This window comes from Vibrio sp. Y51_MX_L26 (assembly GCF_024181935.1).
In the GTDB taxonomy this organism is placed as follows: Bacteria; Pseudomonadota; Gammaproteobacteria; order Enterobacterales; family Vibrionaceae; genus Vibrio; species Vibrio diabolicus.
In genome coordinates, this window is the sequence record NZ_JAMZAS010000004.1 from 210,071 (window position 1) to 230,933 (window position 20,863).

Below are 20,863 nucleotides of genomic sequence, written 5' to 3' on the forward strand. Positions count from 1 at the left end.
AAGGGATGCTCATGGCATCCCTTTTTTACGTCCAACGTTTAATTCATCCAGCCGGCGTATTTTGCGACTAGAAACAGGGCAACACCAGCCATAATTCCCGCCACGATATCATCAACCATAATACCCAGCCCACCGTGAACTCGCTTATCTAGCCACCCAATTGGCCACGGTTTTACCATGTCGAAAAAACGGAACAAGATGAAGCCAGTGAGCAACCACTTCCACTCGGTCAACGGAATATTTAACGCAGGGACGATACCCATCGTAATCCAAAAACCCGCAAATTCATCCCATACGATTGAACCATGATCATGTACTTTCATGTCTGCAGACGTCACTTGGCAGATTTGAATGCCGATCACACACGAAATCAGAACAACAATGACATACGCCGTAAATGGCAATTGCGCCAACAACAAAAAGAAGGGCACGGCCGCCAGTGTCCCCATTGTTCCTGGAATAAACGGGGATAATCCACTGCCAAAACCCGTCGCCAATAGATGCCACGGGTTCTTTAATGAAATCAGAGAAAGAGGGTTGGTCATATCCTTAAACCTATACTGCTAGTTTGGTTTCAATCGTCATGCCTGTGAGTTGCTCAATAGTAACAGGCTCTTGGCTAGAGCTTAGCTCAGATCATTTAAAGTGGTCGAAGCCACTTAAGTCCCAATCAAGTGGTTGATTGTTATCATGCAGCTCGAAGGTTCCATTTGGTCGGATTTGACCAATACATGTGACCTTACAGCCAGTATGAGATAAAGCGCTTTGTAACGAGCCTCGATTTTGCTCCGGCACGGTAAAACACAACTCGTATTCTTCGCCACTTGCTAAAGCATACTGCTGCGCGCTGATCTTATCATCTAAAAACTGGACTAATTCTGAAGAGATCGGTAGCTGAGAGACATCAATACTCACCCCAACCTGAGATCGCTGTAAAATGTGCTTAATATCAGAGATTAAACCATCTGAAATATCTATCGCCGACGAGGCTAAGCCAACAAGAGCCTGACCAGCGAGCACACGAGGCGAACTAAGGTAATGAGCTCGCTCTAGTGCTTCCGCGCCAGCTCTGCTGCGTAGAGAGCCATCTAGAATCACATCTAAGCCAGCTTTTGCATCGCCAAGGTTCCCCGTTACGTACACCCAGTCCCCTGGCTTTGCTCCGGAACGTGTGAGCGCTTTGTCTTCAGGTACAAAACCTTGCACCGTTAGTGTCAGACACAATGGCCCTTTGGTGGTGTCACCGCCTATTAACTGGATACCATAGTAATCAGCCAGTTCGAAAAATGCATCACAGAAAGGTGCAAGCCATTCTTCATCTGGCTCGGGCATCGTTAATGCAAAGCTCACCCATGCAGGCGTTGCTCCCATCGCTGCCAAATCACTGATGTTAGAAGCCAATGCTTTGTGCGCCACCCACGCCGGATTTGCGTCGGCTAAGAAATGCGTTCCCGCCACCAATGTATCCGTGCTAATCGCAATCTGAACATTAGTCGGCGCCTTAACGAGTGCGCAATCATCACCAGCCGCTAGATGGACATCTTTACGTTGGCTCTGACGACCGACGAAGTATTTGTCTATCAGATTAAATTCACCAGACATAATTCACTTACTTTTTGATGTAAAAGCTTTTGATACAAAAAAGGTCAGCATGTGCTGACCTTTTCATTGAAGAAATCGTTATTTCTTACGAATGTGAGGTGCTGCTTTATCAAGTACACCGTTCACAAACTTGTGGCTATCTTCTGCTGCGAAGACTTTTGCAAGTTCAATCGCTTCATTGATAACAACTTTGTAAGGAACATCTTCGCGACGAGTCATCTCGTACATAGCAAGGCGAAGAAGAGCAAGTTCCATCATATCTAAATCCTGCATAGGACGAGAGATGTATGGACGAATTTTGCTATCTAGCTCAGCGTGGCTAAGTACAACACCGCTTAGTAGTTCACGGAAGTAAGCTACGTCTGTTTCTGGAGCAGCAAGCGCTGGCTCAGATGCATGAAGTTCTTCTTCATCGTATTTGTCGCCAGACAAAAACTGTTCTTCAATCTTGGCAACATTCTCTTTAGTAATTTGCCATGAGTAGATCGCCTGTAGAGCGAATTGACGTGCGTTACGACGTGCGGCTGGTTTCACACTGGCCCCCATTAGGAATCAATTTCAGATAGTACATTAATCATTTCAAGTGCGCTTAGTGCAGCCTCTGCACCTTTATTACCAGCCTTGGTTCCTGCGCGTTCAATCGCTTGATCGATCGTATCAACAGTCAAAACACCAAATGCTACTGGAATGCTGAATTCCATAGACACTTGTGCTAGACCTTTGTTCATTTCACTACAAACATAGTCAAAGTGAGGCGTTCCACCGCGAATAACAGACCCTAGAGAAACAATAGCGTCGAATTTGCCAGTTTTAGCAACACGCTGAGCTACTAGAGGTAGTTCTACGGCACCTGGACAACGCACAACCGTGATGTTGTCTTCGCTTACTTGTCCGTGACGCTTTAGTGTATCGATCGCACCAGAAAGTAGGCTTTCGTTAATAAAACTGTTGAAACGAGAAATAACGATAGCAATTTTTGCATTTGGCGCTGGGAAGCCACCCTCGATCACTTTCATAAGCTTTCCTTTAACTCTATTTATAAGTGAAATATGTTCATCAAGTGAGAATCGCCGGATTCTAGCACAAATTTGTGAGCAATATCTAATGGAAATTGGAGGCAAATCACCGGTTCCTAGCCATTGACGAGTTGAGTGCGTAAAAGACTAGGAACTTATTGTTCGGTTGTTACTCGCAGACGTACTCAACCACGTTCAGACCAAAACCACCTAATGCGTGGTACTTTTTGTTGGTCGATGACAGAAGGCGCATATCATGTACACCGAGATCCGCAAGAATCTGTGACCCCACACCAACACGGCGAGACGTGCCTTGTTTTTTAGCAAGCGTTGGTGCTTCACCTTTGTCTTGCGCTTCAAACATCTTCACGCGATGAATAAGTAGATCAGTCGATTCTTCATGGCCAAGAACAACCAGCACACCGCCTTCTTCACCAATGCGTTTCATTGCCTTATCTAGTGTCCAGCTGCGCTCTGCATTACGGTCGCTACGTAGTAAGTCGGTAAAAACGTCTTGAAGATGTACGCGAACCAGTGGCGCTTTTTCTTTCAAATCGCCCTTGCACATTGCGTAGTGCACTTGGTTATCAATGGTGTCCTTGTACGTGACTAACGTGAACTCGCCAAACTCTGTCGGTAACTTGCACTCTGCCACACGTTCAATCGTTGTCTCAGTGTTATTGCGGTACTCAATTAGGTCGGCAATAGTGCCCAATTTAATACCGTGCTTCTCTGCAAAGACCTCTAGATCAGGGCGACGAGCCATGGTGCCGTCGTCATTTAAGATCTCAACAATCACCGATGCAGGCTCTAAACCAGCAAGGCGAGCCAAATCACAGCCAGCTTCAGTGTGACCAGCGCGAGTCAGTACGCCGCCATCTTGGGCCGCGAGCGGGAAGATATGACCAGGCTGCACCAAATCCGCAGCTTTGGCGTTTGGCGCGACTGCCGCTTGAACCGTACGTGCGCGATCCGCGGCTGAAATACCCGTCGTTACTCCTTCTGCCGCCTCAATAGAAACGGTAAAGTTGGTTGTGTATTGCGCATTATTGTCTTGCACCATTGGTGGCAGACCTAGGCTTTCGCAACGATCTTTGGTCATGGTTAAACAAATCAGGCCACGGCCATAGGTTGCCATAAAGTTGATGGCTTCCGGCGTAATATGCTCGGCAGCCATGATCAAGTCACCTTCATTCTCGCGGTCTTCATCATCCATTAGGATGACCATTTTGCCTGCGCGAATATCATCAATAATTTCTTGTGGCGTACTGATTGGCATAGTCTGTTTTCCCGTTATTCTAAATTTGTTATTGCGGCAGCAATGAAAAAATCATGTTGCAGTGAATGCTGGTGAGGTCAATAGTTTGAGCTTTGCACCAAGCAAGTCAATGAATCTCGCGGTGTTCTGTGAGTCTGCTCTTTATCGCACGCCTCACGCAGCCACTCCCAAGACTTATGCAAAACCGTTTTGCTGTAAAAAGTCCATCGAAATACGAGACTCGGCCTTATCTTCTTGCTGCCCTTGCAGTAAACGCTCCATATAACGCGCAAGTACATCAACTTCTAAGTTGACTTTGCGCCCCACTTGAAACTGGTCAATCGTAGTTTCTTCACTCGTATGAGGAACGATCGTCAGCTTAAAAGCATTTTTACGTAAGTCGTTGACGGTTAGGCTAATACCATCAACAGTAATCGAGCCTTTCTCTGCAACGTACTTGCTAATTTCCGCTGGCATTGCAACCCAAAACTCTATCGCACGGCCAACTGAATTGCGTTCGACAATTTCACCAACCCCATCGACATGGCCAGAAACGATATGTCCACCCAATCGCGTTGTTGGTAACATGGCTTTTTCTAGATTCACCTTATCGCCCACTTGGTACTCGGCAAACCCAGTTTTCTTCAAGGTTTCTAATGACAGATCAGCACTGTAATAGTGGCTTCCGAAGTCAACTACCGTTAAGCAAACACCATTGGTCGCAATGCTATCGCCTAACTTAACGTCTGACATATCAAGCGTACCCGTTTCAATCGTGACAGTGATATCTTCGCCCTTCGGCGTAATCGCAGCTAACTTGCCAACTGCTTCTACTATTCCTGTAAACATACTATTTCTTATCTAAGTTCATTACGTTTTATGGTGGCGGTGATGCGAATGTCTACCCCAACCATACGAACGTCTGTAATGTTTAAATCTATGACGTCAGCCATAGCGCTTAACCCTAAAGCACCGATAAGCCCCCGACCATCGCTGCCCATGAGTTTTGGCGCAAGGTAAACAATGAGCTCATCTACAAGGTTAGCCTTTATCATCGCACTCGCTAGCGTAGCTCCAGCTTCAACCCATAAGTGATTGATGTGGTGCTCATCCGAGATACGCTTTAATGTTGTTGATAAGTCAATCTGGTCAGCGCTGTCCAATAGAGGGATACAGTCTCCATCTGGGCTAACAATAACTCGCTCTCCATCGGTATGGAACAGCTTGAGCGCATCCGTTAAATGGTTCTGACGGTCTAAGATTACACGTACTGGTTGACGAAGTTCTTCTCGTAAATACTGCGCTTGAACACTGGTAGGTAAGTCATCCCAACGCACATTGAGTGACGCATTATCATCAATCACCGTTTTGCTGGTAGAGAGAATGCCACCACTCATCGCTCGATAATGCTGCACATCTTGGCGGGCCGCTGGGGAGGTGATCCATTGGCTCTGCCCATTGCTGAGCGCGCTTTGCCCATCCAAACTGGCAGCCATTTTTAATTGAACAAACGGCATGCCTGTACGCATGTACTTTATAAACCCTGGATTAAGGGCAAGAGCATCTCGCTCTAACAAGCCGATTTGTACTTCAACTCCGGCATCACGCAACATCTGGATGCCCCGCCCCGCAACTTTAGGGTTTGGGTCTACCATTGCGCAAACCACACGTGCCACTTTGGCTTTGATTAGCCCTTCAGCACATGGCGGTGTACGGCCGTAATGAGAGCAAGGTTCGAGCGTCACATAAGCGGTTGCACCAACTGCTTTTTCACCCGCCATGCGCATCGCGTGCACTTCCGCATGCGGCTCACCAGCGCGGTGGTGATAGCCCTCACCAACAATTTCTTCATCACGAACGATGACGCACCCCACATTTGGATTTGGGGCGGTGGTATAAATGCCACATCTCGCTAACTTAATAGCTCGTGACATCATGGCGAAATCTAAATCAGAAAACGCTCTTTCAGGAGTGTGTTGAGTCATGAGCTACTCAGTCTTCTAGGCGGGCAATCTCTTCGCCAAACTCGCGAATGTCTTCAAAGCTGCGGTAAACTGAGGCGAAACGGATATAAGCGACCTTGTCGAGCTCTTTGAGTTGGTCCATGACTAAATTACCAATCATTTCACTCGGAACCTCTCGTTCACCCGTCGCACGCAGTTGTGATTTGATCATACTGATCGCTAACTCTATAGAATCGGCACTCACTGGGCGTTTCTCTAATGCGCGCTGAATACCGCCAACCATTTTATCTTCATCAAATGGTTCACGGTTGCCATTCGATTTGATCACTTTAGGCATCACTAACTCTGCGCTTTCAAACGTAGTAAAACGCTCGCTACACGCCAAGCACTGACGACGACGTCGAACTTGATGGCCATCAGCCACTAAGCGGGAATCAATAACTTTGGTATCGTTCTCGGAACAAAAAGGACAATGCATATCACCTCCATATCTATACCAAAATAACCTCATGAGCAATCACGAATAACCACGCGTTCATGGTTATACGGACTCTATTAAAGCTATTTGGGTATAACGCTTTCAAACCGAAATAAAAGCTCATGTAGTGTAGCGGAATTGGTATGTTAGACAAAACAAAAAGGGGCCCAAAGGCCCCTTTTTCACTCAAGATCTCGTCGAATGTGTTAACTGCGTGCTAAGTAGTTCGCTTTACCAACCCACTTGTAGCTAGTTAGCTCTTCTAAGCCCATTGGACCACGGGCATGTAGCTTTTGCGTGGATACTGCGACTTCTGCGCCAAGGCCAAATTGCGCACCGTCTGTAAAGCGCGTTGAAGCATTCACATAAACCGCCGCGGAACCAGCAGAATTGATGAACAGTTCTGAGTTTTCCAAACTATTGGTCATGATCGCATCTGAGTGGCTCGCGTTATGAACACGCATATGATCAATTGCATCTTTCACATCAGACACGACTTTTACACCAAGGGTGTAGCTCAACCATTCCGTATCAAAGTCACCTTCAACAGCATCGCGAACTTGTTTCGCTTGCTCCATGAGTTCTTTTGCTTTTGGCTCTGCCACGAACGTCACTTTTTCGTCCATACGCTCAACGATCATTGGCAGAAACTGTGCTGCAATTTTTTCATGCACGAGCAGCGTATCTAGTGAGTTACACGCAGATGGACGTTGAACTTTAGAGTTCTCAACCACATTCAGAGCTTTCTCTAGATCAGCGGATTCGTCGACAAAGATATGGCTGATACCAAAGCCGCCAATAATCACCGGAATCGTGCTGTTTTCTTTACACATTTTGTGTAGGCCAGCACCACCGCGTGGAATGATCATGTCGACGTAATCGTCCAGTTTAAGCAGTTGAGAGACTAGCTCACGATCTGGCTTTTCAATGTACTGAACCGAAGCGGCAGGAAGGTTCGCCTTTGCTAGCGCAGACTGAATAACCTTTACCAATTCCATATTCGAGAAAAATGTCTCTTTGCCGCCACGCAAAATGCTTGCGTTGCCGGTTTTCAAGCACAGCGCCGCAATATCAATAGTCACGTTAGGACGCGCTTCATAAATTACGCCTACAACACCCAGTGGTACGCGGCGACGGGACAGTGACATCCCATTTTCCAGTACCTTACTGTCGATTTCGCTGCCTACAGGATCGTTCAAGCTAATAACGTTGCGGACATCATTCGCAATTGCAGTCAATCGTTCTTCATTCAGCAAAAGGCGATCAAGCAGTGCATCGGTTAAACCCGCTTCACGGCCAAGTTCGATGTCTTTAGCGTTTGCCGCCAAAATAGCAACGGAGTTTGCTTCTAGCTCATCAGCAATGAGCGCTAAAGCTTGGTTCTTTTGCGCAGTTGACGCTGTCGCTAATTCGAAAGCTGCATCTTTAGCAGCTTTACCCATATTCGTTAAATCCACTTTGCTTCCCTCTAATTCTATTCCTGAATGACAACCAAATCATCGCGATGAATCACCTCAGAGCCATAATCATGCCCCAAAATAGAGATGATATCTTTACTGTGCTTACCAGTAATTTTAGTTAGGTCATCACTTGAGTAGGCGCTGATGCCACGAGCCACCAACTTACCGTGAGAATTTGTTACACGCGCCACTTCGCCTCGAGCAAAGTCACCACTTACTTTGATTACCCCTTTAGCAAGTAGGCTACTGCCCTTACCGACCACAGCATTTACCGCACCGTCATCAATAATGATGTCGCCCGATGCCGCAGGTCCCGCCAGAATCCAGCGTTTACGGTTTTCTAAAGCTTCAGCGCAAGGTAGGAAGCGTGTGCCTTGTGGCTCTGCACTCAAAGAGTCAAAGATAACATTCGGTGCACTACCGGCAGCAATAATAACCTCGATACCAGCGCGGCGAGCGATGTCTGCGGCTTGCAGCTTCGTTGCCATACCGCCTGTACCCAATGTTGTACCACTTCCTCCTGCGATTTTACGCAGCGTATCGTCGATGGTTTTTACTTCCTTGATCAGCTCTGCGTTCGGGTCTTTACGAGGGTCAGCAGTAAACAGACCTTTTTGGTCAGTTAAAAGCAAGAGCTTATCTGCGCCACACAAAATGCCCACCAAAGCGGAAAGGTTGTCGTTATCGCCCACTTTAATCTCACTGGTCGCAACGGCATCATTTTCGTTTACGATAGGAATAATATCGTTCGCAACGAGCGCATTGATGGTGTCACGTGCGTTTAGGAATCGCTCGCGATCTTCTAAATCAGCACGAGTTAGTAGCATTTGGCCGATCTTGATACCGTAAATACCAAACAAAGACTCCCATGTTTGAATCAAGCGACTTTGCCCCACCGCCGCAAGTAATTGTTTACTCGCCATCTCGTTGGGCAATGCGGGGTAACCAAGATGCTCACGGCCTGCTGCAATAGCACCAGACGAAACCATTACCACTGAATGGCCTTGTTTTTTAAGCTCAGCACACTGGCGCGCTAACTCAACCATGTGAGCACGGTCGAGTGCCAGAGTGCCGCCTGTCAGCACACTTGTACCCAGTTTCACAACGACAGTTTGTGGTTGTGAAACAACTGCATTTTGTTGATTCGTTGTCATGATGTCTTCTGAAGTGAAAAACAAATAAAGAGAGGATGTTTTAACAATCAAAGAGGGAATTAACAAGAGAAAAGGTGCGTTTTCGCACCTTTTTGTTTGGTATTAAATGAAAACAACCAAATTAAGCGAAATCGAAAGACTCCGTGTGATATTCGACTTCTAATTTGAAGTGTTCTTCTAAAGTATCAACCAGCTTTTGATGGAATGTGCTCTGCGTCAGATACACTTCCTCTACCGCTTTTTTAGGCAGGGCTTCAGATACCCATTGCCCTTCTTTGTTGTACTTGCCGATATGATATTTGGCAGTAAAGCCTCCTTCGATGGATTCTAAATCCATCCACCAGCCCCAAAATTCACGCTTCTCAGGCGATTTTTTGTCGTCTACACAAACAGATAGACAATCAAAATAATAGCGCCCTTCTTGCGATTGTGGTTCGCGCAGGTAAGGCCCTATCGCCTTCAACTTTGACATCAAGCGAAAGTGAGTCGGGCCCTGAGTCGTCTCTGACATATGAATCTCCGTTTTCATAGTTAAAAGTAAACACCCAAGAATGATTATTATTTTTAATTATCATGAGCTTATTTTTTTGCTCAGATATATCACTTTTAACTAATTTAGGAGAATTGTCACCCTAATAATTCATCTTCTAGCCACTTTATGGCTAAATCGAGGGATTGCTCATATCCTTTTGTAATCGTTTTGGAACTGATTTTTTTCGCTCTGCCATACTGGCTAAACAGCGCGACGAGTTGGTTATCACTGTGTGGAGACACCGGATCGCCTTCAAGGCTCAAAGCTAAAATAGGTACTTTGGTTTTTCTACTGCTCAAGAAGCCCTGAACCTTCAATGACCAGGCCATCATCTGGCCCGCCATGCTATTAATATCAACCGCGCTTTTCCCTAAGCGAGAAGCCAAAAGATCTAAGTACATCTTCGGCATTTTTTGCAGCTTCTCAGGGGAAGTAAAAATATCATGTACGGGTGCGCCGAGGGCTACACAAGCTTTGATCTTCTCTTGCTCAACAAAAGAGAGTCGGATCATGGCATTACCACCAAAACGAAATCCAACTAACCCCACTTTGTGATGATCCACCCAAGGCAATGAATACAGCTCATTTAGTACCGCTTGGTGCAGACAGCTTGAGTTCTCAGTCAAAGGCCAGTGAGAACTGTGCCCCACCGAAGGCATGTCGACCGTCAACATTGCAATATCTCGTGGTGCAAGATGATTGCGGAACAAACGCCACATGTCGGTTTGTAACGTATCGAGACCAGCGCTCACCATCACCACAGGCAGTTGTTTGTCGGTTCTTGGCAAATGAAGGTTCGCGATGATTTTGCGATTTTGGTAAGGCACTTCAATTTGCTTGATAGTGTACTTGGTCTTCTCTGCGCCGTCAGAGTACGCTTTGTTTGCCAGCACTTGAGCCTGCAAGGCCAAATTATCATTCTTCAGATGTGGGTAGCCTGCGATACTAAAACATAGAGATGCAGTGAAGAGTTCATCGGCGGCCTCCTCACCTTGCATTTCATTTGAACGCTTCTGATGCTCCATGCCGAGCTTAATCCACTCAAATGTCCAGTTGCCGTTGTGGTATCCCATTACGGTGTCTAACCAATCATCATTGGTTCGAGAGTGGGAAGAAGAAGCGATTTTAGAAAGCACACCTTCCATCTCTATCGGAGACAACCCTTGCCAAGCCCATTGCAAGCGGCGCAAATGACGATACCAAGCACGATCACCCTGCGCTTCTCGCTCATCAAGTATTTTTTGACTGGTCGGCATGTACTGGGTAAGCGCAGAGGTTTCTTTTGCTTGCTTATGTTTCACGAACAAAGTTTCGGAAAGATTTTTACTGACGTCTTCAGACATAGGAAGAACCTTAGGCTATTAGCATGAGTTGTTATGATAATAAAAAAAATGCCCCTATACAGGGGCATTTCTCAATATTCTTTAATAGCGTTTATTTTTGCTTGCGGTTTACAGGCTCAGCGTACTGGATTGACATATCCCAAGGTTGTTCAATCCAAGTGTCTTGCGCGATATCTACCACATAATCATCTAGCAACGCTTTGCCTGAAGGTTTTGCACACACAGCGATCATCTTCGCTTTTGGATACATCTCACGTAGTTTGCGCGCCGTATCACCACTGTCTACTAGGTCTTCAACGATTAGGTAACCTTCACCATCGCCTTCAGGTGCTTTTAGTACCGTCATATCGCGCTGATGATCATGGTCGTAGCTTGAAATACAGATTGTATCAACGTAACGAATACCCAGTTCACGAGCCAAGATAGCGCCGGGAACTAAACCACCGCGGCTTACCGCCCAAATTCCTTTCCATTGCTCAGCTGGCATTTGTTTTTCAGCCAGTTCACGGCAGTAAGTCTGCATTGCATCCCAAGTGATAATGAATTTTTTACTCATTGTAATAACCTAATAATTTGAAAATATGCATCCTCAAAATCTAGCGAACTCACTCAAAAGCGGAATGCTCACTGACCTCTCCAAAACGTATGGAGATGAGGATTTCAAGCTGCGCAAACGATTATTCTACCGAAACACACCGCTAATACCAACGGTGATATCAAAATTCTCTGCCTATTCCGCAGAAAAACCGTCTGAAGTGAACAACGTGAAAAAAGAAAAAGCCAGCGTGAATAAATCCACACTGGCTTTTTGCTCGAGAAATTAACCGACGAGGTATTTGACGATGAAGATGGCAGACATCACCCACACACTCATCGACACTTCACGGCCCTTGCCGCTGAATAATTTGATCGCCGCGTACGCGATAAAGCCTAACGTAATACCCTCTGCAATCGAGAACGTTAATGGCATCACCAAACAAGTCACAACAACTGGTGATGCTTCCGTTAGGTCACGCCAATCAATGCTTACCAGTCCAGACAGCATCAAAATCGCGACATAGAACAGAGCGCCCGATGTTGCGTAAGCTGGGATCATTCCTGCTAGTGGTGAGAACAACAGAGCAAGTAGGAAGAGCACGCCAACAACCACTGCTGTTAGACCAGTACGACCACCAGCCGCCACACCAGAAACACTCTCAATGTAAGATGTGGTGTTTGAGGTACCAAGTAATGCACCTACTGACGTTGCCGTTGAGTCTGCAAGTAACGCTTTGTTTAGACGCGGGATGTTGCCATTCTCATCCGTGAGGCCTGCTTTTTGAGAAACACCAACTAGCGTACCTGCGGTATCAAACAAATCGACAAATAGGAAAGCGAACACAACGGAAATCATGCCAACTTCAAACAAACCAGAGAAATCCAGTTGCATGAAAGTGGGTGCAATGCTTGGTGGCGTTGACATAATACCGCTCCACTGTACATCACCAAATAGAAGGCCAAGCGCTGTAACACCAAGAATGGCGATCATCACCGCACCTTTCACACCACGGTGAACAAGCGCGATAGTAAGGAAGAAACCAATCGCAGCCAATACAGATGGCAATGATGTGATCTCTCCCATAGAAACTAATGTCGCAGGGTTATCAACGACGATGCCTGCATTTTTTAATGCGATAAATGCTAAGAAAAGACCGATACCGGCTGAAATACCAGTTCGAAGAGAATGCGGGATCGAGTTAATAATCCACTCACGGATCTTAAATATACTCAAAAGAATAAACAGCAGGCCTGAAACAAACACCGCCGCTAACGCAACTTGCCACGTATAGCCCATTCCCAACACAACAGAGTAAGTGAAAAATGCGTTCAGCCCCATTCCTGGTGCTTGTGCAATTGGGTAGTTGGCAACAAATCCCATGATGAAACAGCCGATAGCGGCCGCAAGACAAGTTGCAACAAAAATGGCACCACGGTCCATACCGGTATCCGACAGGATCGCTGGGTTTACAAAAATAATGTAAGCCATGGTTAGGAAGGTGGTAACACCTGCAATGATCTCAGTGCGCACATTTGTGCCATTGTCACTGAGCTTAAAAAGCCTCTCGAGCATGATCGAATCCTGTAAAGGTAAAAAGTAAACGGTTGCGTAATCGATTGGCGGGAATTATAAAGTTATCAAATAGCAAATTCTAGATAGAATCTTCACTCTAATGCGATTTTTTTCTTTGGATATGAAACCCATTCGCTAATTCTTAAAAGCAAAACAGGAAATATATTATTATAAAACAACAATTAATAATTATCGTTCAGAACCCAACAACAGAATAAAAACTGAACAATGTACTAAACTTTCAAATAGAAACTAGGCGTTTTAAGCGTCATATCTAGGTGGATTTGACGGGGAAGTCGATAAAACTGAAGAACGGAGAATAGAATCCAGCCTTGATGGCAGAAAATGTGTCAGAAAGAGAAAGTGGAGATAAAAAAACGCCACCCAATTTGGGTGGCGGTGAATCATGTCAGCAATATCACTGAAAAAAAATTCCAATTTATAGGGGTGAACAAACTGTTCGAGTCACATGCGTTGACTTCACTTAGTAGCCAAAGCTTGTTGGGTATACAAAGTTGCCGGTGTAAACAGACTTGCTATTCCAGAACATTGTACTTGGTAAACCTTTCATAACTATCACCTTTTAAATCAATTAAACATTCGTTGATTTCTCGGTTCCTTGGAGGCGATAAAACGGACTCATCCTTTGAGCATTTCATTCTTCTCTCAGAAGCTGGTTACAAATATACCACCAAGAAATTTAATTACAAGCATTTTAGTGACTGGAATCACAAAAAATATATAAATTGATCTTCATCAAAGTTTAACTGTAATTAAATTACAGTTTTATGAGTTAAAAAATAAAGCCACTTTCAGAAAGTATGACAAAGAACGCATAGTGCCTGTCATTGTGTTCACAAAGTGTGACAGTTCTGAGAGAAATCCTTGTGCACGCGACTACTCGTACTCTTTATCTGGTGGTATGCTAAACGGCAATTTGAAGGCCAAATCGTCTAGCATTTAATGCTATTTCGACAATATTTTTACGGTATATATTTGGCAAAGCACATCAAAAGGAGTCCTCCGTGTCTGAGTTCCATTCTGAGATCAGTACCTTATCACCTGCTCCACTTTGGCAGTTTTTCGATAAGATTTGTTCTATCCCTCACCCATCTAAACATGAAGAAGCATTAGCACAGTACATTATCAACTGGGCAACAGAGCAAGGCTTTGACGTTCGCCGTGATCCAACCGGTAACGTGTTCATCAAAAAGCCCGCGACACCTGGAATGGAAAATAAGAAGGCTGTTGTACTTCAAGCACACATCGACATGGTGCCGCAGAAAAACGAAGACACCGAACACGACTTCACCAAAGATCCAATCCAACCTTACATCGATGGCGAATGGGTAACGGCGAAAGGCACGACGCTTGGTGCAGATAACGGGATTGGTATGGCTTCTTGCCTTGCTGTATTGGCATCTAAAGACATTAAGCACGGTCCACTCGAAGTTCTGCTTACGATTGATGAAGAAGCAGGCATGACTGGCGCATTTGGCCTTGAAGCTGGTTGGTTAGAAGGTGAGATCCTTCTAAACACAGACTCTGAACAAGAAGGCGAAGTCTACATGGGTTGCGCCGGTGGTGTTGATGGCACCATGACTTTCGATATTTCTCGAGAAGCAACACCTGCAGGTTTCGTAACACGCCAACTGACGCTGAAAGGCCTAAAAGGTGGTCACTCAGGTTGTGACATTCACACAGGTCGCGGTAATGCCAACAAATTACTTGGTCGTTTCCTCGCGGGTCATGCGCAAGAGCTTGATTTACGTTTGGTAGAATTCCGTGGTGGTAGCTTACGTAATGCAATCCCTCGCGAAGCGTTTGTCACTGTCGCTCTTCCTGCTGAAAACCAAGACAAACTTTCAGAGTTGTTCGATCACTACACTGATCTGCTTAAAACTGAGCTGGGTAAAATCGAAACAGGTATCGTAACCTTTAATGAATTGCTTGCTAGTGACGCACAAGTATTTTCAATCGCCGATCAGCAACGCTTCATTGCCGCACTTAACGCTTGTCCAAATGGTGTCATGCGCATGAGCGACGAAATTGAAGGTGTGGTCGAAACGTCACTGAACGTTGGCGTGATCACTACTGAAGAAAATAAAGTGACAGTTTTGTGTCTGATTCGCTCTTTGATTGACTCTGGCCGCAGCCAAGTTGAGAGTATGCTACGTTCAATTGCTGAATTAGCAGGCGCACAAATTCAGTTCTCAGGTGCTTACCCTGGCTGGAAGCCAGATGCAGATTCCGAGATCATGGCAATTTTCCGTGATATGTATGAAGGCATTTACGGTCATAAACCGAACATCATGGTCATCCATGCTGGTCTTGAGTGTGGCCTGTTTAAAGAACCATACCCACACATGGATATGGTGTCTTTCGGTCCAACAATTAAATTCCCTCACTCACCAGATGAGAAAGTGAAGATTGATACCGTTCAGCTGTACTGGGACCAAATGGTCGCGCTTCTAGAGGCAATTCCAGAGAAAGCGTAATTCAAGCACGAAAAACGACAAAGGGTGCTTTACGGCACCCTTTTTTGTTTGGCTGGACCAAATTACACGCGATTTTGCGTATAAGCGGCTAATTCATCCATTGAGGTTTGTGCAACGACCTCGCCATCAATGTAGTAAGTGACAAGCTCACCATCGCGCACACCCATGAGTGTCGCCTTCTCGCCGTTATTGTAAGTAATATCCATTTGAACAGTATTCTCATCGATTTGCTGCATTCGACCCTGATCAATAACACGGTTATTCGCTAACGGTGCAATTGGCGCCGTCGTTAACGATTTATCTAACTGGTGGTTTACATCGATGTAAGTATCCATCTTTGTATCGAAGATATGTGGCTTACCATTTAAAGGGTTCTTACCCGTCCAAAACTCTAGAGAGTTAAACACGATGTAGTCCGCTGCGATTGCGACACCATAAACAGGTGCTAAAAGCATGTTTAGACCACCTCGAGCGTAACGGTTATCTACAGCTTTCAAGTTAAACCCCATGACATAACCTGTCACGGCATTACTGCCAACGCAACCTGAAAGTGAAACTGCTACAGCAGTCAATGCACCAATTTTAGCAATTGCCTTTTTCATCAAAACCTCTAGTTAGAAATGTTAGACCTCAAATTCGGCGCGGATATTATCGGATAAAAAGTAGGGTTAAAAGTCCGTTTTTTTGTCCCTCATTATCAGTATTATTTTTAATACAGTCACATTTTTTAAGCCTATGATTGCTCTTCCTTCTGTACCTCTCGTTATGTATTAAACTGATATAAAAGATCATATTGAAAACAAAAACTTCACACATGCTGAGATTTCGCGCATGACGATTAAAGTAATTTGTCGTGTCCTTAATGAGAATGATTAGTGCGATTTTGCAGCAATTGTTACATTGCTGATAACGCATTTGACAGAGATGGTTTATGGCCAGAAGTAAAAAAAGCAAAGTGTTTGAGCTCTTAGGGCATCAAATACAACCAGGACAACGATTAGAGATCGAATTTGAAGCAGCGAAGCTATACACACATTCGCCTTTATCTATTCCTGTGGAAATCATCCATGGGAAACAAGAAGGGCCTGTGTTAATGGTCAATGCTGCTATCCATGGTGATGAGCTTAATGGTGTAGAAATCGTTCGTCAGATCATTAACCAACTGGATCCACAAAAGCTGAAAGGCACTGTCATTGCGGTACCTATTGTTAACGTGTTTGGTTTCATCCATAAATCTCGTTACTTGCCCGACCGACGAGATCTCAACCGTTGCTTTCCTGGCAGTGAAAAAGGCGCGCTTGCATCTCGAATGGCACACGGGTTCTTTAACAACATTGCCAAGCGTTGTGACTACATTTTGGATCTGCACACTGGGGCCATTCACCGCACGAACCTGCCACAGATTCGCGCAAACTTAAGCAACCCAGAAACTCTGCGTATTGCTCAGGCGTTTGCGACGCCAGTGATTGTTGATTCAGCATTGCGTGATGGCTCTTTACGCAGTGAGGCAGAAAAATGTGATATCCCCGTGCTCACCTACGAGGCTGGCGAAGCATTGCGTTTTGATCCACTGTCAATCAGCGCTGGTGTACTAGGGGTTCGGCGTGTAATGCAAGCCATTGGCATGCTGCGCGCTAGCCGAAAAAAGCTGCCTGAGCCTATCATAGCGAAGTCCACCAGCTGGGTTCGTGCGTCAGGTAACGGTATTTTGCGTACTGTCGTTAATCTGGGAGACAAAGTAGAACAAGGTGAAACGCTCGCCTATATCAGCTCTCCTCTTGGACATGATGAGGTAGAGCTCAAAGCGCCTAAGCGTGGCTTGGTGATCGGTCAACAAACTTTGCCACTGGTTAATGAAGGCGATGCGATCTTCCACCTTGCTTACTTCAACCAAGGTGATGATTCGGTAGAACAAGCCGTTGAAAGTTACATTGAAGGACTAACCGAGTTCGATGTCGAGCCACTGACTACCGGACAGATCCCGTTAGAAACTCAGTAACTCCTACCAAGTACGCACTTGATTAGCTAACAGTGCTCGCACCATCTTGTTTAAAAGCCAATGAGCTCAGCGTCCATGATGCTGGGCTTTTTGTTTTCTGTAAGCTACAGATACTCATCGTAGTTTCCACGAATGGATAAAAAACTTTACAAGCCATCGCAAAAACACACTTGATAATTAATCTCATTATCATTTATTAATCGTAATAATGTTCTTATAATCCGAGCTTCATAAAAACACTATAAATCATCAATATGAAACGATTAAAAAGTCATCCATTCAAAGTAAATCTCATTTCACTAACTTTGCTCTTCCCTCTTTATTCATATGCCGAGACAACGCCAAATGAAGAGCTTGAAGTCATCGGTGTGCGTTATGCCAAACCTATTACCATTGCAGAGCCTGCGCAAACCACCATTAATTGGTCAGAGATTGAAGAGCAACAGTACTCCAATTTTGCCTCAATGATCGATGCTGTTCCGGGCGCATCATTAGATGGCGGCGGCCGTTCCGGCGGCGAACGTATTAATATTCGTGGTTTTGATGATCCAAGCGATATCGCCGTATTTGTCGATGGCGCTCCAATTGGCTTTCAACAATACCGCTACGGAACTTTCTTTTTTGATCCGTTCTTGATTGGTGAAGCAGAAATTATCAAGGGCGCGCACGACTATCGAGCACTCAACGGAAAGTTTGGTGGCTCCATTCGCATTAAAACCAAGAGTGTCGATGATCTCCTTTACGGCGACAGAAACTTTGGTGCTCGCATCTCAAGTGCATACAACACCAACGGCAATGAGAATGCCTACACGCTAACACTCTATGGTAAAAACGATACTGGTTTTTATTTTCTAGCGAATGGCTCGGTAAAAGATTCTGATGACATTAAAGTCGGTGGTGGTGAAACGCTGGATTACTCAGGTTATGAGCAAGAAAACATGCTCGTAAAAGTCGGTTATGAAAACAACGATCACGAGTTTGAAATTAGCCACACTCGCTACAAAGATGAAGGTCGTAAACCTTGGGCTAACCGCCGCGGAAAAATGCCTAACATCACTGAGTACAACATCAAGAAATACGGATCATTAGAAAAAGCCAAATACGCATACACCGTCGATAATAAATACACGGATAACACCACGACCATCTCTTACCACTACATGCCGACTAACCCGTATATTGATTTCAATATCAAAATGGCACGTTCTGAAAACGATCGTCACTGGGTTCGCCCTGACGTGGCATTCGAGAAAATCTTCGTTTCTGTTGGCAGTTACGGTCACGAGTCTTGGTTAAGTTACGAGCGTGACTATGCTGATGTGTTTAACCAAGCGCAGTTCGGAGACCACACTCTAGTCACAGGGCTTCAATATCAAAAAACCGATAGAGACTCGTTAGTATTCAACGCATCATACGACAGTAATGAAGCCAAAAACTTCGGTTGGTATACCCCTTACTACGAACCATCTGGCACGCAGTCAATTTATGCGGCTTACATTGCTGATCACTATCAAGCAACAGACCGTCTAACCATCACACCTTCTCTGCGTTACGAATACATCAAGAGTGAAGGAAAAGGGAACGCCGCGCCGGATTATAATGACCCAGCCGCCGGACATGACTACGGTGAAACGACGCATAAAGGCTTTAGCCCACGTTTGGATATCGACTTTGATGCGACCAAAAATACGCGTTTAAACGCCTCCTACGCCTACGCTTTAAAAGCACCAACCGTTGATAACATCTACTCAGTGCAATATGCACGAGCTACCGCTACGGCTACGGCTACTGCTTTGAATCTGGACGTGTCTCGTATCCATGCTTATCAAGCAAGCGTTATCAACTTAACGGAAGGGCTGGTGAATACTCGCGATAACCTCGCAACAGAGTTAACTTTATTCTATAACGATGTTAGCGACACGGTTGATATACGAACGGGCGAAAACCTCGACAAAAATACTACTGAGTTACAAAGCTGGAATACAAACCTAGATGGCTTTAAAAACTACGGCTTTGAGCTAATTTCACAATACCGGATTGAAGATTTCTACAGTAATTTCTCAGCAAGTTACATTCGCGGCAAAAACAAAGGTAGCCTATCTGACTCGACAGGTTCAGATGATGATCACCCTGATGTGCCACCATTAAACATTAATCTGGGTTTAGGTTACGAATGGATTCCTGGTTTACGTACGGGCTGGGAAGTCCGTTGGTATGATGCGCAAACCAAAACCAAGGCAAGCGGTAACAATTTAAAAGTGAAATCACCAAGTGAGCAATACACGCTACAAAACGCTTACGTGGTTTGGGAAATACAACAAGTCGAAGGCATGAGTGTTGGCGCTGTTGTGAAAAACTTAACCGATCGTTACTACGAAGCATACCTATCTAATGGCGTGCCTTCGCCTGGTCGCGAAGTCAAACTGCACCTCACTTATCAATACTAACTATACCCAAAAGATTCAGGGCAGATATTAACTGCCCTGCTGTTTTTTTACGAACAACCATAATTGCACACCGTTTTATTTGTCAGTACTATCATTTCTTTTTGCTTGCATACACACTATGAACAACTTAAAAACACTGTTTCTTCTTGCTTGCTTCGTTCTAGCAAGTCAAAGCCTGGCACAGCCTTATGAGAGCATTGCTGACTACTTACAAGAGCAGAGTCAGCACCAAGTTATTGAGGATCATTACGCACAACCAACAACAAATAATCTGAATCTAGACTCCAAAACAAACGCGTTAACTTGGCATGAAGATGGAAAGCCGGATCACTGTCGTTATGCCAAGCAGCCTAAAGACGTCGCAACGCATTTCGACTACGGTGAAGCAAACGATCTATCTGACGGATTGCAACACTTTGATTTACCAGAGAGGCACTCGGCAAAGGGCAAGTCAACACATCGCACTTATGCTAATAACCCTCACCTTCTTCCTGGCAATAAACAATTTGCAGCCCCTGAAGACGGTACGTTTAGCCTGTCCGTATCTTCGGATTGTTTTTAAGTCGATACAATAAAAAATGCCCTGAGACAAAGCTCAGGGCATTTTCACTTTTTGTTTGATGGGTGACGTCACCATCTAACCGACTTGAATCTATTCTTCGTCAGCGTCTACTTCAGCGTCACGTGCTTTGCGGGCTTCTTCTTTACGAACTTTTGCCGCTAGTTGTTCTGCTTCACGCTCTTGACGTTGCGCTGCTTTACGCTCGTTACGAACCACTTGGTTTTGGATAAAACCAGCCAGTTCTTGTTCAGCCCAAGCTTGTGCTTTCTCTTCGCTGTCAAAGCCAGTTTCACGCTTTGATACTACAGTCTTACGAGATGTCACTTGGCGAGTGATTTCTGCGCTCCAGCCGTTACGTTTTTCAGTGACGCGGATAGCAAATTTTGGATTCTTAGACATTTCTTTCATTTCCTAAGGGATTTAGGGATCAATCAGGGATT

Annotated in this window: 20 protein-coding genes; 4 read left to right on the forward strand and 16 right to left on the reverse strand. The window is 45.1% G+C overall.

Annotation, left to right across the window (positions count from 1 at the left end):
- Positions 1 to 38: 38 nt before the first annotated feature.
- From pgpA to NL645_RS12245, 14 genes are all read right to left on the reverse strand, one after another.
- Positions 39 to 545 (reverse strand): phosphatidylglycerophosphatase A, encoded by a 507-nt coding sequence (gene pgpA / locus NL645_RS12180; RefSeq protein ID WP_046874310.1) that lies wholly within the window; start codon positions 543 to 545, stop codon positions 39 to 41.
- 91 nt (positions 546 to 636) lie between these two features.
- Positions 637 to 1,602, reverse strand: a complete 966-nt coding sequence (thiL, locus tag NL645_RS12185) for a thiamine-phosphate kinase (protein ID WP_253651761.1) — start codon at positions 1,600 to 1,602, stop codon at positions 637 to 639.
- 78 nt (positions 1,603 to 1,680) lie between these two features.
- Positions 1,681 to 2,148, reverse strand: a complete 468-nt coding sequence (nusB, locus tag NL645_RS12190; RefSeq protein ID WP_005381571.1) for a transcription antitermination factor NusB — start codon at positions 2,146 to 2,148, stop codon at positions 1,681 to 1,683.
- Positions 2,148 to 2,618, reverse strand: coding sequence for a 6,7-dimethyl-8-ribityllumazine synthase (gene ribE, locus NL645_RS12195; RefSeq protein WP_005381572.1), 471 nt, complete (start codon positions 2,616 to 2,618; stop codon positions 2,148 to 2,150). Before ribE ends, nusB begins: the two co-directional genes overlap by 1 nt.
- Before the next feature lie 169 nt (positions 2,619 to 2,787).
- On the reverse strand, positions 2,788 to 3,897 hold the full coding sequence (gene ribBA, locus NL645_RS12200) for a bifunctional 3,4-dihydroxy-2-butanone-4-phosphate synthase/GTP cyclohydrolase II (protein WP_164666669.1): 1,110 nt from the start codon (positions 3,895 to 3,897) through the stop codon (positions 2,788 to 2,790).
- A gap of 174 nt (positions 3,898 to 4,071) precedes the next feature.
- The gene (locus NL645_RS12205) at positions 4,072 to 4,725 is read right to left on the reverse strand and encodes a riboflavin synthase (protein ID WP_253651762.1); all 654 of its coding nucleotides are present in this window, start codon (positions 4,723 to 4,725) and stop codon (positions 4,072 to 4,074) included.
- Positions 4,726 to 4,733: 8 nt separating this feature from the next.
- Positions 4,734 to 5,861, reverse strand: a complete 1,128-nt coding sequence (ribD, locus tag NL645_RS12210) for a bifunctional diaminohydroxyphosphoribosylaminopyrimidine deaminase/5-amino-6-(5-phosphoribosylamino)uracil reductase RibD (RefSeq protein WP_253651763.1) — start codon at positions 5,859 to 5,861, stop codon at positions 4,734 to 4,736.
- Positions 5,862 to 5,868: 7 nt separating this feature from the next.
- The gene (nrdR, locus tag NL645_RS12215; RefSeq protein ID WP_005381578.1) at positions 5,869 to 6,318 is read right to left on the reverse strand and encodes a transcriptional regulator NrdR; all 450 of its coding nucleotides are present in this window, start codon (positions 6,316 to 6,318) and stop codon (positions 5,869 to 5,871) included.
- A 206-nt stretch (positions 6,319 to 6,524) separates the two neighbouring features.
- Positions 6,525 to 7,775: a glutamate-5-semialdehyde dehydrogenase gene (locus NL645_RS12220; RefSeq protein WP_253651764.1), complete on the reverse strand. Its 1,251-nt coding sequence runs from the start codon at positions 7,773 to 7,775 to the stop codon at positions 6,525 to 6,527.
- Between the two features lie 17 nt (positions 7,776 to 7,792).
- On the reverse strand, positions 7,793 to 8,932 hold the full coding sequence (gene proB, locus NL645_RS12225; protein ID WP_005391413.1) for a glutamate 5-kinase: 1,140 nt from the start codon (positions 8,930 to 8,932) through the stop codon (positions 7,793 to 7,795).
- A 121-nt stretch (positions 8,933 to 9,053) separates the two neighbouring features.
- Positions 9,054 to 9,443, reverse strand: a complete 390-nt coding sequence (crl, locus tag NL645_RS12230) for a sigma factor-binding protein Crl (RefSeq protein ID WP_005391414.1) — start codon at positions 9,441 to 9,443, stop codon at positions 9,054 to 9,056.
- Between the two features lie 116 nt (positions 9,444 to 9,559).
- Positions 9,560 to 10,807: an esterase FrsA gene (frsA, locus tag NL645_RS12235; protein ID WP_005391416.1), complete on the reverse strand. Its 1,248-nt coding sequence runs from the start codon at positions 10,805 to 10,807 to the stop codon at positions 9,560 to 9,562.
- A gap of 91 nt (positions 10,808 to 10,898) precedes the next feature.
- Positions 10,899 to 11,363 (reverse strand): oxytetracycline resistance phosphoribosyltransferase domain-containing protein Tet(34), encoded by a 465-nt coding sequence (gene tet(34) / locus NL645_RS12240; protein ID WP_005391418.1) that lies wholly within the window; start codon positions 11,361 to 11,363, stop codon positions 10,899 to 10,901.
- A 264-nt stretch (positions 11,364 to 11,627) separates the two neighbouring features.
- The gene (locus tag NL645_RS12245; protein ID WP_253651765.1) at positions 11,628 to 12,917 is read right to left on the reverse strand and encodes an NCS2 family permease; all 1,290 of its coding nucleotides are present in this window, start codon (positions 12,915 to 12,917) and stop codon (positions 11,628 to 11,630) included.
- Between the two features lie 1,025 nt (positions 12,918 to 13,942).
- Between NL645_RS12245 and NL645_RS12250 the strand changes: the two genes are divergently transcribed.
- Positions 13,943 to 15,415, forward strand: a complete 1,473-nt coding sequence (locus tag NL645_RS12250) for an aminoacyl-histidine dipeptidase (RefSeq protein WP_253651766.1) — start codon at positions 13,943 to 13,945, stop codon at positions 15,413 to 15,415.
- A gap of 62 nt (positions 15,416 to 15,477) precedes the next feature.
- Here the strand turns inward: NL645_RS12250 and NL645_RS12255 are convergent, their stop codons facing one another.
- Positions 15,478 to 16,017: a DUF3332 domain-containing protein gene (locus tag NL645_RS12255; RefSeq protein WP_104969122.1), complete on the reverse strand. Its 540-nt coding sequence runs from the start codon at positions 16,015 to 16,017 to the stop codon at positions 15,478 to 15,480.
- A 329-nt stretch (positions 16,018 to 16,346) separates the two neighbouring features.
- On the opposite strand from NL645_RS12255, the gene NL645_RS12260 reads away from it, so the two are divergent.
- From NL645_RS12260 to NL645_RS12270, 3 genes are all read left to right on the forward strand, one after another.
- On the forward strand, positions 16,347 to 17,414 hold the full coding sequence (locus tag NL645_RS12260) for a succinylglutamate desuccinylase/aspartoacylase family protein (RefSeq protein WP_005391426.1): 1,068 nt from the start codon (positions 16,347 to 16,349) through the stop codon (positions 17,412 to 17,414).
- A gap of 254 nt (positions 17,415 to 17,668) precedes the next feature.
- Positions 17,669 to 19,861, forward strand: coding sequence for a TonB-dependent receptor (locus NL645_RS12265; RefSeq protein ID WP_253651767.1), 2,193 nt, complete (start codon positions 17,669 to 17,671; stop codon positions 19,859 to 19,861).
- A 118-nt stretch (positions 19,862 to 19,979) separates the two neighbouring features.
- On the forward strand, positions 19,980 to 20,423 hold the full coding sequence (locus NL645_RS12270) for a DNA-directed RNA polymerase subunit beta (RefSeq protein ID WP_253651768.1): 444 nt from the start codon (positions 19,980 to 19,982) through the stop codon (positions 20,421 to 20,423).
- A 90-nt stretch (positions 20,424 to 20,513) separates the two neighbouring features.
- On the opposite strand, the gene NL645_RS12275 is transcribed toward NL645_RS12270, so the two are convergent.
- Positions 20,514 to 20,822, reverse strand: coding sequence for a DUF3622 domain-containing protein (locus tag NL645_RS12275; RefSeq protein WP_005391432.1), 309 nt, complete (start codon positions 20,820 to 20,822; stop codon positions 20,514 to 20,516).
- Between the last annotated feature and the right edge of the window lie 41 nt (positions 20,823 to 20,863).

Excerpts from the sequence above, each read along its gene's own strand:
- NL645_RS12275 (WP_005391432.1), bottom strand. The coding sequence starts at position 20,822 with ATGTCTAAGAATCCAAAATTTGCTATCCGCGTCACTGAAAAACGTAAC.
- nrdR (WP_005381578.1), bottom strand. The coding sequence starts at position 6,318 with ATGCATTGTCCTTTTTGTTCCGAGAACGATACCAAAGTTATTGATTCC.
- thiL (WP_253651761.1), bottom strand. The coding sequence starts at position 1,602 with ATGTCTGGTGAATTTAATCTGATAGACAAATACTTCGTCGGTCGTCAG.
- proB (WP_005391413.1), bottom strand. The coding sequence starts at position 8,932 with ATGACAACGAATCAACAAAATGCAGTTGTTTCACAACCACAAACTGTC.
- NL645_RS12265 (WP_253651767.1), top strand. The coding sequence starts at position 17,669 with ATGAAACGATTAAAAAGTCATCCATTCAAAGTAAATCTCATTTCACTA.
- crl (WP_005391414.1), bottom strand. The coding sequence starts at position 9,443 with ATGTCAGAGACGACTCAGGGCCCGACTCACTTTCGCTTGATGTCAAAG.
- ribBA (WP_164666669.1), bottom strand. The coding sequence starts at position 3,897 with ATGCCAATCAGTACGCCACAAGAAATTATTGATGATATTCGCGCAGGC.
- NL645_RS12260 (WP_005391426.1), top strand. The coding sequence starts at position 16,347 with ATGGCCAGAAGTAAAAAAAGCAAAGTGTTTGAGCTCTTAGGGCATCAA.
- NL645_RS12270 (WP_253651768.1), top strand. The coding sequence starts at position 19,980 with ATGAACAACTTAAAAACACTGTTTCTTCTTGCTTGCTTCGTTCTAGCA.
- ribD (WP_253651763.1), bottom strand. The coding sequence starts at position 5,861 with ATGACTCAACACACTCCTGAAAGAGCGTTTTCTGATTTAGATTTCGCC.
- ribE (WP_005381572.1), bottom strand. The coding sequence starts at position 2,618 with ATGAAAGTGATCGAGGGTGGCTTCCCAGCGCCAAATGCAAAAATTGCT.
- NL645_RS12205 (WP_253651762.1), bottom strand. The coding sequence starts at position 4,725 with ATGTTTACAGGAATAGTAGAAGCAGTTGGCAAGTTAGCTGCGATTACG.
- nusB (WP_005381571.1), bottom strand. The coding sequence starts at position 2,148 with ATGGGGGCCAGTGTGAAACCAGCCGCACGTCGTAACGCACGTCAATTC.
- NL645_RS12255 (WP_104969122.1), bottom strand. The coding sequence starts at position 16,017 with ATGAAAAAGGCAATTGCTAAAATTGGTGCATTGACTGCTGTAGCAGTT.
- pgpA (WP_046874310.1), bottom strand. The coding sequence starts at position 545 with ATGACCAACCCTCTTTCTCTGATTTCATTAAAGAACCCGTGGCATCTA.
- frsA (WP_005391416.1), bottom strand. The coding sequence starts at position 10,807 with ATGTCTGAAGACGTCAGTAAAAATCTTTCCGAAACTTTGTTCGTGAAA.
- NL645_RS12245 (WP_253651765.1), bottom strand. The coding sequence starts at position 12,917 with ATGCTCGAGAGGCTTTTTAAGCTCAGTGACAATGGCACAAATGTGCGC.